Raw genomic sequence first — 13851 nt, 5'->3', positions numbered from 1 at the left:
GTGTCCGGTTCGTCCATGCACGCCACGAGTGCGCCGCGGTGTGCATGGCCGACGGCTACGCGCGAGTGTCTGGCAGGGTCGGCGTCGCCACCTGCCACCAGGGACCCGGGCTCACCAACGCGCTGACGGGGCTGACCGAGGCCGCCAAGGCACGCACGCCCGTGCTGCTGCTGGCGGCCGACACGTCCGCCGCCGCGGTGCGCTCGAACTTCCGCATCGACCAGGCTGCCGCGGTCCGGGCGTGCGGTGGCATCGTGGAGCGCGTCCACAGCGCCGCGACGGTCGTCACCGACGTGCACCGCGCGTGGCGGACCGCCGCCCAGGGCCGCCGCGCCGTGGCGCTCATGCTGCCGCTCGACGTCCAGGCGGCCGAGGTGACCACCGTCTCCAGGCCAGCCCCGACGCGAGCGGTGCCCGATCCTCCCGCCCCTGCGGCAACAGCCGTGACACGGGTGGTCGACCTGCTCGCAACGGCGCGCCTGCCCGCCATCGTCGCCGGACGGGGCGCCGTGCTCGCGGGCGCCGGTACCGCACTGCAACGCCTCGGCGCACGCGTCGGCGCGATCCTGGCGACCTCGGCCAACGGCAACGGGCTGTTCGTGGGTGATCCCTGGGCGGTCGGCATCAGCGGGGGGTTCGCCTCTCCGGAGGCCGCAGAGCTGCTCGCGTCCGCCGACCTGGTGGTGGCGTTCGGCGCATCACTCAACCTGTGGACGACCCGCCATGGCGCACTCATCGGCGAACGGACCCGCGTGGTGCAGGTCGACGTCGACAGCGACGCCATCGGCGCCCACCGGCGGGTCGACGTCGCGGTCACGGCCGACGCGAGGCTGACGGCGGACGCGCTGCTCGCCGAGCTGGAGCATCGGGACCTCCGACGACAGGGGTTCCGCACCGACCACGTCGCGGCACGCATCACGGCGGGCGGCTGGCGGGACGCCGACTACGACGACGCCTCGACCGGCGACACGATCGATCCGCGCACGCTGTCGATCGCCCTCGACGCGAAGCTGCCCGCCGAGCGGACACTGACGATCGACTCCGGGCACTTCATGGGCTGGCCGGCGATGTACCTCGACGTCCCCGACGCTGCCGGCTTCGTGTTCAACCAGTCCTTCCAGTCGATCGGTCTCGGGCTCGGCGCCGCGATCGGCGCCGCGGTGGCACGGCCCGACAGGCTGGCGGTGGCGACGCTGGGCGACGGGGGTGCGATGATGTCGCTCGGCGAGCTCGAGACGGCCGCGTCGCTGGGCGAGCCCCTGCTGGTGGTCGTCTACAACGACGCTGCGTACGGCGCGGAGGTCCACCACTTCCGGCCGATGGGTCGCCCCGTCGACCTGGTCCGCTTCGCGTCGCCGGACCTCGCCGCGTACGGGCGCGCCGCCGGCGGGCACGGCATCACCGTCCGCACCCCGTCCGACCTCGACGCCCTCGATGCCTGGCTCGCCGCGCCGGACGGGCTGTGCGTCATGGACGCCCACGTCACCCCAACCGTCGTCGCGGAGTGGCTCGAGGAGGCCTTCCGCGCTCACTGACCCAGGAGGAACCACGTTGACCGTGCTCGACGATCTGCTCGACGCCGTCCGCACCGGAGTGGTCGAGGTGATCGACCTCACCGCCAGGCTGCGGTCGGACACCCCGATCCTGCAGCTGCCCGAGCCGTTCACCAACACGCCGGGGTTCTCGCTGACCGAGCTCAGCCGGTACGACGACCGGGGACCCGCGTGGTACTGGAACGCCATCCAGACCGGTGAGCACGTCGGCACCCATTTCGACGCACCGATCCACTGGATCACCGGCCGGGACGGCATCGACGTGTCGCAGGTGCCGCCCGCGCAGCTGATCGCGCCTGCCGTGGTAATCGACGTGGCCGACCGGGTCGCCGACGATCCGGACTTCGTCCTCGAGATCGACGACGTCCGCGCCTGGGAGGACCAGCACGGCGCCCTCCCCGACGGCGGATGGCTGCTCTACCGCACGGGGTGGGACGCCCGGTCGGGCGACCAGGACGCGTTCCTGAACGCCGACGAGGACGGTTCACACACGCCCGGACTGTCGGCGGCGTGCGCACGGTGGCTGGCCGAGGAGACCCCGATCATTGGCATCGGCGTCGAGACGGTCGGCACCGACGCCGGCGGCGCGGTCACGTTCGAGCCGCCGTTCCCCTGCCACGCGTTCTTCCTGGGCAACGGCAAGTACGGGCTGACCCAGCTGCAGAACGTCGCGCACCTGCCGCCACGCGGCGCCCTGGTGATCGCGGCACCACTGCCGATCGTCGAGGGCTCCGGCAGCCCCGCCCGGGTCCTGGCGCTGGTGCAGCACTGACGGGCCGCTGTTCGCGCCGACACGGTGAACGCCGGTGTGACCAGGCCGACGGTGGCATCCTGGCGTCCTCACGTGCCTTGTGAAAGGTGTGCCCATGGTGAGCAAGCGATTCTTCAAGACCCGCAACGAGGTCGAAGTGACCTTCCAGGTCGACACCGACGGTATCGAGTCCGCGGCGGTGGTCACCGACCGGCACGGCTGGCAGCCTCAGCCGATGACGCGGTCTGCCCGTGGCAGGGGCCCGTTTCGCATCCGGCTACGGTTCCCCAAGAACGACCCCGTCCAGTTCCGCTACCTGCTCGACGGGTCCCGATGGGAGAACGACGAGGGCGCCGACGCCTACTGGCCGAACGCGCTGGGCTCCGACAACAGCGTGCTGTTCACCGCCTGACAGGGTCAGCCGTGCCGCGGGACATCACCGCGGTCCCCGGCGGCGACCGGTCAGTCCTGAGGAAGGTCCGCGAGGAAGCCGCGCAGGGCCGTGGTGTCGGCCGCGGTCCACCCGGCGGGCCGGGTGACCGCGGCCCACGCCGCGCCGTTGGCCTCCGCGGAGTACATGTGCCCCCATCCGACAGGCACGTTGCCGGCACCGGCCAGGTCGAAGGCCATCTGCCAGAACGTCACAAGTGGCACGTACACGAAGTCCTCGGCCACCCCCGGACCGCGCTGCCCGTCCAGCAGCCACTCGGGCTGCCTGAGGATCAGGTCCGGCGTGAAGAACACGACCGGGTCCGACGCATGCTGCAGGTAGGCGATCCTGGTCGGTCCCCATGCGTCGTCGGCGATGTCAAGCGCATCCTCCTCACCGGTGAAGCGAACGGTCCCGCCACCGTCGTACGTCGGCAGCCACGGTGGTGAGCCGGGTTGACGGGTGGCGACGAGCTGGTTCCACAGCTTGTTGACGAACGTCGGACCAACCATCAACGCGCCGTCGATCGGCTCGTTGATGATGTCGACCGACGTGAGGATCGACTCGGCGCCGTAGGAACCGAGCGACAGCCCGTACAGGTACAGCTCGGGCCGCAGCGACCTGGGAAGCGTGGACCAGTGCTCGTGCACGGTGTCGAACACGACACGGGCGGTGCGCTGCACCTTCTGCTGGTCGGCGAGCAGCGAGATCCAGCTCGGCAGGTACGAGTACTGCACGCCCACGATGGCGGTGTCGCCGTTGTGGACGTATTCGACCGGGTCCACACCGGCGGCGTCGAGGTACCCGGTGCCGGTCGTCGTGCCGACCACGAGGACCTCGCGCTCGAAGGCTCCGGTGCGGATGAGCTCGTCGAGCACGAGGTCGGCGCGTGCCCGCAGCGAGCCGGCGGACCTCAGGCCCGCGTATACGCGGATCGGCTCGAGCGCACCCCCGCCCGAGAAGTCGTTGATGTCGTCGGTCGTCGGGCCCGTCGACACGAATGACCGGCCCTGGCGGCCCAGCGACTCCCAGCTGACGAGCGATCCCGGCCCGCCGGACCGCAGCGGCGACCGCGGTGGCCGCTCACCCTCCTTCGTCCTCGTGTCCGACGCCGAGAAGACCTGGTTCGACACGCCGAAGAAGGCGTTGACCAGCACACCGTTGTAGACCAGGTTCACGAGCACGAGGACCGCCAGCCCACCCAGCAGCAACGACAGCCGTCGCGGCAGCCGTCGGTACAGCAGAAGGACCGTCACGTCGAACAGCTTGCGCAGCGACCGTGCCACGACCAGCAGCAGCGCGGCCACGGTGACGGCGATCACCAGCACTGGCAGGAGCACGACCGGCGTGATCGGATCCAGTCCGTAGATCGACCGCACGTCGTTCTGCCAGCCGACGTGCTGCCACGTGCCGGAGGCGACGGTGAAGACGACGACGGCCAGCAGGACCCGCATGACGATCGTGCGCGTACGCCCGCGGGGCTGGGGCACGTCAAGGAAGTTCCACGCCCACTGGCCCGTCGCGCCGATCGCGTAGCCGATCATCGCGGTGATGCCCGAGACGATGCCCTGGAACAGGAACGTGCGCGGCAACATCGACGGCAGCAGCGACAGCGCGAAGAAGAGCAGCCCGACGACCACGCCCGGGATCGACAGCCCCAGCGTGAAGACCTTCGTCGTGGGCTGTGCCAGTGCTTCGTCGGAGCGTACCTCGTCCGGTCGGCCCCGTGGCTTGAGATCAGTCATGGCCGTGCATCTCCGGGGGCCCGGCCTGACGCGCCCTGGTCGGCGCGGCGATCAGCTGAGCCGTGGTCTCCATGGTCGACTGCTCGTCGCCCACGATTCCTCCACTGTCGCGCGTGCAGCCACGGGCGGCGTCGTGGTCAGCCGTTCACCACGTAGATACACCATCGCGGTCGCGTGCACCACGCCTCCGGCGGGTACCGGACAGGTCCGGTACCGTCACCACGTCGACGGTGGTCCTGTTCACGGACGCCGGTGGCGTCTACGACGAGGGAGGCGAGTCATGCTGTTCGGCAGGAGACATGTGAAGGCGTACCGGGAATCGGACGGCGAGGTTGGTCACGAATGGCAGCCGGGTGTCTTCACGTTGCTGCTCACCACCACGGGACGCACCAGCGGCGAGCCGTACACGACGCCACTGATCTACGGTGATGACGGCCCGAACTACGTCGTCGTCGCCTCGAACGGTGGTGCGGACGCGCACCCCGACTGGTATCGCAACCTCGAGGCGAACCCGGACGTGGAGATCCAGGTCGAGAACGAGGTCATGCCCGGGTCGGCACACACCGCAGCCGCCGAGGAGCGGCCACGACTCTGGGCGATGATGGCCGACATCTGGCCCGACTACGACTCGTATGCCACCCGGACAGACCGTGAGATCCCGGTCGTCGTGATCACCCCGCGGTCCTAGCCGCCCTGACCCTGCAGATCGGCGTCGGCCCGCGGGGCCGCGCGCCGCTGCTCTCTGGACCCAATGGTTCGGTGCGGTCAGGTCGCGGTCAGGTCACGGCGGCGGAAGGTGATCATGCCGATGCCCGTCGCGACGGTGGCGATCGCCAGGAGGATCACGACGGGCCCGATGGTGAGATCCTCGAGTGGCACGCGCGCGATGTGGTCGAGCGGCGACAAATCGTGCAGCCACTGCGGCACGTCCAGCAGTTGGCCGAAGAACGCGAGCAGGCCGGCGAACACCAGCACGATCCATGCGAGGGGCATGGCCCGCGGCGAGATGCCCAGCAACATCGCAGCGACCGCCATGAACACCAGCACCTCGGGGGCGCGCACGAGGTGGGCGACCGTGAGCTCCCATACGAGCCCCGCATCGCTGCTGCTGACCGCCGCGCCGACACCGAAGGCGAAGCCCGCGACGACCAGGATCACGACTGCGCCGACGGCGGAGACCGCGAGCCAGCTCCCGAACCAGCGCACTCGCCCGGTGGCAGTGGCGAGCACCGGCTCTGCCCGCCCCTTGGCCTCCTCGGATCGCAGTCCCTGTACCGCGAGGATCGCGAAGACCCCGACCAGGACGACGTCGTAGATGGCCATGAAGCTCAGGTAGCCGTTGAGCACGTCGTCCTCGGCACCCAGCACCGCCATGAACTCCGGGGACAGGTCACTGAAGGTGTCGGTCATCGGTCCCACGAGCACCCCGTACGTGAACCCGAGAAGGACCAGGGCAGCGGCCCATCCCAGGATGCTGGCTCGCTGCAGCCGCAGCGACAGCGCGGCCGGTGACCGCAACCACCCAGCCGCACGCGCCGGCCCGGGACGCGGTGCCTTGAGACCAGCCCCGAGGTCCCGTCGACCGGCCAGCGCGTAGCCGACCGCGGCGGTGCCTGCGAAGAAGGCGAGGGATAGCAGCAACGGCCACCAGCGCTCATCGACGAACGCCCGGGTCTGCTGCGACCAAGCCAGCGGCGAGAACCACGACAGCATGCTGCCGTTCTCGACGAGCAGGTCGCCGGCCGCGCGGATGACGTACGCCGCGCCCAGCACCGCGCCGGCGAGTCCGGATGCGGCCCGCGAGTACTCCGTGATCTGCACCGTGAGGGCGGTCACCCCGGCGAATGCGAGGCCCGCCGCGGCCACGCTGGCGCCGAACAGGATCGAGCCGTGCACCGCATAGCCCATCGCCGCCGTGGCGGTTCCGAGCAGCAGCGCCAGCACGACGTCGGCGCCGATCGCGACGAGCAACGCAGCTGTCAGCGGCGCGTTGCGGCCGACCGCGCTCGCGCGCACGAGCTCGGCCCGTCCCGACTGCTCCTCGACGCGCGTGTGGCGCGAGACCAGCAGGAGGTTCATGATCGCCGCGGCCAGCAGGAAGTACAGACCGTAGGTGCCGACGAAGAAGATCTCGTAGGTGAGGTCGGCGTCGAACCCGTACCCGGGTCCACCCAGCACCGCACCCACCGGCCCGGCGGAGAACTGGGTGAACGCCGCGAGGTCCGCCTCGGTCGGGGCGATGGTCGGCAACGCGGTGTTGAAGTAGAAGACGAAGACGGTGATGCCGAGGATCCATGCCGGCAGCTTGACGCGGTCCCGTCGCAGCAGGACGCGTACGAGACGCCCGGTGCCGGTCGCGGCACGATCGGCCCGGGACGGGGTCGTCGGACGGGCCGAGGTCGCGGTGGTCATGACGCCACCTCGACCTGGTCGTCGCGGCCGAGCTCGTCTCCGTAGTGGCGGAGCAGCAGCTGCTCCAGCGTCGGAGGATGCGCCACGATCGAGCGCACACCGAGAGCGGCGAGCTGGCGCATCGTGCCGTCGATGTGGCTGCCATCGACCTGGAATCGCACCTGTCCGTCGACCGCGTGCAGGTCGTGGACGCCCGGCAACTGCGCGAGCCTGTCGGCCGGGTCGGTGGTCTCCACCGTGACGGTGGTGCGGGTCAGGTGGCGCAGCTCGGTCAGCGTCCCGGACTCGACGATCCTGCCGAGCCTGATGATCGAGATCCGGTCGGCGAGCGCCTCCACCTGGGCGAGGATGTGCGACGACAGCAGTACGGTCCGCCCGGCGGCCCTGGCCGCGCGGATGTAGCCCTGGAACACGGCCTCCATCAGCGGGTCCAGCCCGGCGGTCGGTTCGTCGAGCAGCACCAGCTCGGCGTCCGAGGCGAGCGCGGCGACCAGCGCGACCTTCTGTCGGTTGCCCTTGGAATAGGTGCGGCCCTTCTTCGTCGGATCGAGGTCGAACCGTTGGCACAGCTCGTCGACCCGGGCCCGGTCGAGCCTGCCGCGCAGGCGACCGAGCACGTCGATCGCCTCGCCGCCGGTGAGGTTGGGCCACAGCTCGACATCACCGGGGACGTAGGCGATCCGGCGGTGCAGGCTGACCGCGTCCGTCCACGGATCACGGCCCAGGACGCTGATCTGGCCAGCGTTGGCGCGCAGCAGGCCGAGCAGGATGCGGATGGTGGTGGTCTTGCCGGCTCCGTTCGGCCCGAGGAAGCCGTGGACCTCACCGGACGTGACGGACAGCTCGAGACCGTCGAGCGCCTGGACGGAGCCGAAGTTCTTCGTCAACCCCGAGGTGTGGATCGCGTCACTCATCGTCGTGCTCCTGATCGTGCTCCGCTGCCGGAACAAGCTGCTCCAGGTACTCGGCCACCGCAGCGCGAGTCTCAACGCCGGTGTCGGAGGCGATCCAGTCGGCCATCGCCAGGTAGACGTCGAGCATCACGAGACCCAACCTCGGTGCGCTGGCCGGAGCCCAGACATCGATGTCCATCCGCCGGCTGACCTGTTCGTGCAGCACGGCCGACCCCAGGTGCATCACACCCATCATCGTCGCGCCGTCGCGGGCCTTCTGGCTACCCGGGGGGAACAGGTCCGGTCGCGACGCTGTGAGGAAGCGCTCGCTGACGGCCGACATCTCGTCGAACAGTCGCGCCGCCACCGGGGAGCCCTCGATCAACAGGCGGATCAGGTAGCGGACCAGTAGCGGACTCGCGTCGTAGAGCAGGGTCGCCATGTCGGGGTTGGCGACGGAAGTGTCCAGGTGATCGATCACGTCGAGCTGGCGTTGGACGACCTCGGCGGCTGCGCCGTCGCAGGCCTGGCGGAGGCCGTCCTTGGTGCCGAAGTGGTGCTGTACCAGACCAGTCGACACACCCGCAGCGTCCGCGATGTCCTTGATGGTCGCGTCGCTGAAGCCCCGGTCGGCGAACTGGGCCATCGCCGCGTCCCGGATCCGGGCTCTGGCCGTCAGGTCCTCACGCGGCCGTTCGTTCACACCGTAGATCGAACTCACAGACCGCTTCCTATACACTCATATTGCTGACTATATGATTGTATAGTCGACCGTACCGGATGTCAAGCCGTCGATCTGTCAGGCCGCCGAGACCGTCACCATGCTCGGATCGGCCGTGTGCGCCGCGATGTGGTCGGCGATGTGGGCGGCGTCCCGTCCCACGCCGCCCAGCAGGGCAGAGCTCAGGGAGTGGAGGAACGGTAGGCCGACGAAGTACAGCCCCGCCTGGGACGTCACGACGCCGCGTTGGTGCACCGGGAACGCGTCGTCAGCGATGACTGGGAGATCGATCCAGGAGACGTCCATGACGAACCCGGTGCACCAGACGACGTTGGAGACCTCCAGGATCCTGCCATCGTCGAGCGCAGGGTGCCCGTCGTGCACGCCGGCTGTTCTCGGGACGCGTTCGATCCCGGCAGCGCGGATGTCGCTGCGCCTGACCCGGCCGAGCGGGATGCCGCGGGGTGGGTCGAGGAAGTGGTCGCGCATCTTCCGTCCGATCGGCGACGTGACGGTCAGCACCCGCGACGCAGCGAACCACAGCAGCGGCATCAGCAGCCGGTCGGGCAGGCTCCCGGCCCGCGTCGGTTCCTGGCCGGTGTCGCGCCCCGACAGCCACGTCGGGTGATGTCGTGCCACCTCGAGCGCGATCTCGGCGCCGGAGTTCCCGGCGCCGACCACGAGGACGCCGCCGTCCCGGAGCTGGGAGGGGTCGCGATACGCGCTGGAGTGGAGCTGGCGGATGGTCGGATCGAGCAGGTCGGCGAAGCTGGGGATCCGCGGCGTGTGGTACGCGCCCGTGGCCACCACCACGTTGTTCGCGGAGAATCTGCGCTCGCCGGCCGCGATCTCGAACACCTCCCCTCTGCGGGACACCCGGTCCACCCTGAGAGCGGTCTCGACCGGCAGGCTGAACCGCTCCGCATAGGCCTCGAGGTAGTCGGCTACCTGGTCCTTGGTCGGATACGTGTGACTTGGAGCCGGAAAGAGCATCCCCGGCAGGCCGTCATAGCGCGCCGTCGTGAACAGCCGCAGCGAGTCCCACCGTCCCCGCCAGGCATCGCCCACCCGGTCGTGGGCGTCGAGGATCACGAATGGTCGGTCCCGTTGCGTCAGGTGGTAGCCGACCGCCAACCCCGACTGGCTCCCACCGATGACCACGGTCTCGATGTGCTCGTGCTCGCCGATGCCCGTCACGTCAGCGCCTTTTCCTTGCCAATTCGCCGATGCTCCCTGACCACGCCGTGGCCGTCCGGTCGACCCCGCGTCGCCCCATCCCCCAGCGTGTGTGGCCGCGTCGTATCGGCACAGTACGAAACGACGGCCGATCGGGCATCGGGAGGACTCCGGATCCTCGTGCCGTGCATGCGATGGGTGAGATCACCCATCCCGTCCACACGCTCCGCTCATGATCGGCGGGCGCCGAAGGTCCGCGCCAACGGCCTTGACGGGTGTGGCGTCACTGGGCAGGGTGACCACGGGGCGGCCGAAGCGATGCTGCCGGCCAGATGGGTACGGACGTGCGAGTGCGCTGGATGGACGGTGGTTGAATCCACCAATGACGGAGACGCAGCCTGCTGCTCGAGGACGGGCCGCGGTGGAGCGCCTGGCCTGGGACGAGGCGTTCGACGCCTTCTCCGCCGCTGACGCGCTCGTACCACTCGAGGCGGACGACCTGCAGTCCTGGGCCACCGCCGCCTACCTGCTCGGGCACGTCGACGCGGCGGTCGACGCGCAGGCGCGTGCGTTCGAGGCGCATCGTGACAGCGACGACGCGCCGGCGGCCGCGCGGTGCGGGTTCTGGCTCGTCTTCATCCTGCTCAACCGTGGCGATGCCGCACAAGCCAACGGATGGCTGGCGCGAAGCCGGCATCTGCTGGAGCGGCTTCCGCCAGACGCCACGGAGCTCGGCTACCTGCGGTGCCTCCAGGCGTTCCGTCTCGCAACCGTCGAGCGCGACTACGTGTCGGCGCGCGTGGCCGCACGTGAGGTCGTCGAGATCGGACGGCGGGCACGTGACGACGACCTGGTCGCGCTCGGGCTCACTGTGGCCGGCCGGGCGGCGATCCTGGACCAGGGGGTCGCACAGGGACTCGTCGACCTCGACGAAGCGATGGCCGCCGTGATCACCGGTGCCCTGTCACCGCCGGTGGCAGGGACCGTGTACTGCTCGCTGATCGAGGCCTGTGAGCAGATCGGCGAGGTGCGTCGCGCCCGCGAGTGGACCGGCGCGCTGACCCGGTGGTGTGACCGTCACCAGGGGATGGTGACGTTCACCGGCCAGTGCCTGACGCACCGTGCGACGATCCTGCGTCGCGGCGGCGCATGGCAGGAGGCCGCGGAGCAGGCGACCCTGGCGTGCGCACGCTTCGCCGGGGCCTCGGACGAGCCTGCGACCGGGATGGCGCTGTACGAGGTGGCCGAGGTGCACCGCCTCAGGGGCGACCTGGCCGCCGCGGAGGACGCCTACCAGCAGGCCGGCGAGTGGGGGCACGACCCACAGCCGGGACTCTCGCTGGTCAGGCTGGCGCAGGACCGCACCGCCGTTGCTGCGGCCGCCATGCGGCGCCTCATGGCCGAACGAACGGACGCCGTCGACCGCGTCACGCTGTTGCCGGCTCACGTCGAGGTGATGCTGGCGGTCGGCGACAAGGATGCGGCGACAGTCGCGGCCGCCGAACTCGCCGACCACGCGGTCACCTTCGACACGGATGCGCTGCGAGCCGCGGCGGCGCAGGCGTGGGGCGCAGTGCTCCTCGCCGACGGCGATGTCGCCGACGCCGCGGTCGTCCTTCGCCGGGCGCTCGACACATGGCAGACGCTCGACGCGCCATACGACGCTGCCCGGGTGCGCGTGCTCCTCAGCGAGGCCTGCCGACGGGTGGGCGACCATGACACGGCAGCCGTCGAGCGGGCGGCGGCGCGGCGCACGCTCACCCGGCTCGGCGCTGCGGTCGACCTCGCCAGCCTGGACGGGCGCGACGCCGAACCGGAGCACGGGCTGTCGCCCCGGGAGCTGGAGGTCCTCCGCCACGTCGCGACGGGGATGACGAACCAGGCGATCGCCGATGACCTGTATGTGGCTGTGAAGACCGTCGACCGTCACGTCGGCAGCATCCTCGCCAAGCTCGGCGTCGCCTCGCGGACCGCGGCGACCGCGTACGCCTACGAGCACGACCTGCTCTGATGCAAACCGTACGGCCGGTGGCCCCAGCCCTGCTGGACCTCGTGGATCGAACCTAGGGAGCCCAGCGTTCCTCGAGCGCTCCCGCGACTCGTCCGACGGCTGACACGTCGTTTCCGGCAAGCGGTCCGACCTCACCATGCAGGAGCAGCCCGAGGCCGCGAGCCTGGTCGGAGCCGGCCTCGTCGGCGACCGTGAGAAGCTCGTCGGCGAATCCTGCGACGCGCCCAAGCCCGTGTACCTCGTGCAGCGCGAACTCGCTCATGCACAATGTTGCCGTCGTAGATGAAGCGCGCGAGCTCCGGCATCAGCCTGATCGTTTCGAGGAACTCACGGCCGAACACCTCCTGCCAGCGGCCGCGGGCGTACGCGACGATCCCCAACAGCTCACTCGCGTCGGCGAGGTCGGCGTCGACGGCCAGGGCGCACCTCGGTCACGGTCCGCTCGGGCTCGTCGAGATCCGGGCGCTCTCAGTGGATGGTGGCCCTTGCAGCCCTCGACCTCGTCGGGCTCGGGCTGGTGGCAGCGCAGAGGCGAAGCGCTGGCGTCCGCGGACGCTGACGAGCTCTGACGGGCGAGGACTGGTACGTCGGCTCCGCGTCTGCCACACTGCCCAACGCCGGTGATGGAACGAAGCAGTGCTGTTCGCAGTGCTGTTCGGCCGTACCGGCGCGTGACCTCCGTCAGTTGGCAATGTCTGGACCTTCGATTTGCATCACGGGTGCGCCCCCGCATGACGGCCGGTTGGTCGAACGGGTCGTGGGTGGCGTCCGGCGGTAGGTACGGCGCGTAGGAGAGCATGACATGACGACAACCACTGGCGAGCCGCGGAGCCGCGGTGCGGCGCTCGGCCTCGGCGTGCTGATCGCCCTGGCCGGCGTCGTGCTGCTCGTCTGGCCCGGCGCCACGACCGTCGTGCTGGTCAGCTGGCTCGGCCTGGCCATCCTCGTCTACGGCGTCTACGAACTGATCAACGCTTTTCGCGGCGCCGAGGGACGGTCGCGGTTGTGGAGTGCAGTCATCGGCGTCATCGCGGTGATCGGCGGCGCCGCGATCTTCCTGACGCCGATCGTGAGCACGGTGACCGTCGGCCTGGTGATCGGCTGGTACTGGATCATCGGTGGAGTGATCGGGATCGTGGGCGCCGTGCTCGAGCCAGGAGACCGGATCATCCGGCTGTTCGTCGCCGTCCTCTCGCTCGTGGCTGGTCTGGTCGTGATCGCGCAGCCCGCGCTCTCGCTCGTCGCACTCGTCTGGTTCGCGGGCCTGTGGATGCTGATCGCGGGACTGATCATGGCCGCGAGCGCCCTGTTCCGTCGGCGCCGCGCGGTCGCCGCGACGTGACGCCACGTCGTCCCGGTCGACGTCAATGGCGACGCCGGGCGCCAACCGGTCCCGTCACGACATGACTCCAGGCGTGGCTGACCTCGCGCAGCCCGCACGGATGGTGCATTGACCTGCCCGCCGCCCATCACAGCTCGACCAACTCGACGAAGCCTGCCGTGAGGCCACCACCACCACCACCGCCACCACCGACCGACCGCGCGTCCGTCACCCGTGCTCGCCGTGTGCTGCACTGTGCTGCTAGGCCTCGAGCGCGGCGTCGATGTCATAGCCAATCGCCATCGCCAGTGCGGGAGCGGCCTCAACGAGACGAGCCTCGCCGGCGATCGGCGCCACCGCGATCAGAGTGTCCTGACCTCATCAGCGGTCGCGCCGGCAAGCTGGTCCGTGCGTACGTGATGGCCACGGATGTCTCCGGCGCCAGAACCGTCCTCCACGAGGCCGTTGACATCGTCCATCGGCTACCCCAGCCCGGGGGGCTCATCGATGAGATCACCGAACTGCGAGGCCGGTTGGACACCCTGCGCGTGAACATGATCGGCGCCTCGTCGCTCACCTCGGCCGAGCTGCGGTTGCTCCCCCTCCTGGCCACCCACCTCTCGTTTCGCAACATCGGTGAGCGCCTCTTCATCTCGCCCAACACGGTCAAGACCGAGGCCATCTCGATCTATCGCATGCTGGGAGTCTCGTCGGGAGGCGAAGCTGTCGCCCAGGCGCAGGCGCTGGGTCTCCTGGCGTCATAGCGCTCGCGCGACCTGCCGACCTGGCCCGACGAGGATGATGCGTCGCCGCATTGGGCGCCCGTTGTCTGACGTGG

The 13851-nt window shown here is 70.0% G+C and carries 13 protein-coding genes; 7 read left to right on the top strand and 6 right to left on the bottom strand.

Annotated features, from left to right (window positions below):
- The 3 genes from VK923_01960 to VK923_01950 form a co-directional block, all read left to right on the top strand.
- On the top strand, nucleotides 1-1535 hold a 1535-nt coding region (locus tag VK923_01960), incomplete at its 5' end, for a thiamine pyrophosphate-binding protein (GenBank protein HSJ43431.1).
- A gap of 22 nt (nucleotides 1536-1557) precedes the next feature.
- Entirely contained in the window at nucleotides 1558-2325 is a 768-nt protein-coding gene (locus VK923_01955; protein HSJ43430.1) for a cyclase family protein, read from the top strand.
- A 94-nt stretch (nucleotides 2326-2419) separates the two neighbouring features.
- A complete protein-coding gene (locus tag VK923_01950; protein HSJ43429.1) occupies nucleotides 2420-2716 on the top strand; it encodes an isoamylase early set domain-containing protein in 297 nt (98 codons plus the stop codon).
- A gap of 50 nt (nucleotides 2717-2766) precedes the next feature.
- Here the strand turns inward: VK923_01950 and VK923_01945 are convergent, their stop codons facing one another.
- The gene (locus VK923_01945) at nucleotides 2767-4479 is read right to left on the bottom strand and encodes an alpha/beta-hydrolase family protein (protein HSJ43428.1); all 1713 of its coding nucleotides are present in this window, start codon (nucleotides 4477-4479) and stop codon (nucleotides 2767-2769) included.
- 280 nt (nucleotides 4480-4759) lie between these two features.
- On the opposite strand from VK923_01945, the gene VK923_01940 reads away from it, so the two are divergent.
- On the top strand, nucleotides 4760-5167 hold the full coding sequence (locus VK923_01940) for a nitroreductase family deazaflavin-dependent oxidoreductase (GenBank protein ID HSJ43427.1): 408 nt from the start codon (nucleotides 4760-4762) through the stop codon (nucleotides 5165-5167).
- Nucleotides 5168-5244: 77 nt separating this feature from the next.
- Here the strand turns inward: VK923_01940 and VK923_01935 are convergent, their stop codons facing one another.
- The 4 genes from VK923_01935 to VK923_01920 form a co-directional block, all read right to left on the bottom strand.
- Entirely contained in the window at nucleotides 5245-6891 is a 1647-nt protein-coding gene (locus VK923_01935) for a hypothetical protein (protein HSJ43426.1), read from the bottom strand.
- Nucleotides 6888-7805, bottom strand: coding sequence for an ABC transporter ATP-binding protein (locus tag VK923_01930; protein HSJ43425.1), 918 nt, complete (start codon nucleotides 7803-7805; stop codon nucleotides 6888-6890). The genes VK923_01935 and VK923_01930 overlap by 4 nt, the downstream gene beginning before the upstream one ends.
- Nucleotides 7798-8505 carry a TetR family transcriptional regulator gene (locus VK923_01925; GenBank protein HSJ43424.1) on the bottom strand — a complete coding sequence of 236 codons (708 nt, stop codon included), beginning with the start codon at nucleotides 8503-8505 and terminating at the stop codon, nucleotides 7798-7800. Before VK923_01925 ends, VK923_01930 begins: the two co-directional genes overlap by 8 nt.
- A gap of 78 nt (nucleotides 8506-8583) precedes the next feature.
- Nucleotides 8584-9702 carry an NAD(P)-binding domain-containing protein gene (locus VK923_01920; GenBank protein HSJ43423.1) on the bottom strand — a complete coding sequence of 373 codons (1119 nt, stop codon included), beginning with the start codon at nucleotides 9700-9702 and terminating at the stop codon, nucleotides 8584-8586.
- Between the two features lie 400 nt (nucleotides 9703-10102).
- On the opposite strand from VK923_01920, the gene VK923_01915 reads away from it, so the two are divergent.
- Nucleotides 10103-11692, top strand: a complete 1590-nt coding sequence (locus VK923_01915) for a LuxR C-terminal-related transcriptional regulator (protein ID HSJ43422.1) — start codon at nucleotides 10103-10105, stop codon at nucleotides 11690-11692.
- Between the two features lie 52 nt (nucleotides 11693-11744).
- Here the strand turns inward: VK923_01915 and VK923_01910 are convergent, their stop codons facing one another.
- A complete protein-coding gene (locus VK923_01910) occupies nucleotides 11745-11954 on the bottom strand; it encodes a hypothetical protein (protein ID HSJ43421.1) in 210 nt (69 codons plus the stop codon).
- Nucleotides 11955-12494: 540 nt separating this feature from the next.
- Between VK923_01910 and VK923_01905 the strand changes: the two genes are divergently transcribed.
- Both VK923_01905 and VK923_01900 read left to right on the top strand, forming a co-directional pair.
- Entirely contained in the window at nucleotides 12495-13034 is a 540-nt protein-coding gene (locus VK923_01905) for a DUF308 domain-containing protein (protein ID HSJ43420.1), read from the top strand.
- Between the two features lie 398 nt (nucleotides 13035-13432).
- A complete protein-coding gene (locus tag VK923_01900; GenBank protein HSJ43419.1) occupies nucleotides 13433-13777 on the top strand; it encodes a LuxR C-terminal-related transcriptional regulator in 345 nt (114 codons plus the stop codon).
- Nucleotides 13778-13851: the final 74 nt, after the last annotated feature.

The sequence above is a fragment of the Euzebyales bacterium genome (assembly GCA_035461305.1).
Classification (GTDB): Bacteria; Actinomycetota; Nitriliruptoria; order Euzebyales; family JAHELV01; genus JAHELV01.
The sequence above is the reverse complement of the archived record's forward strand: the minus strand, read 5'-3'. Positions and strand labels throughout refer to the sequence as shown.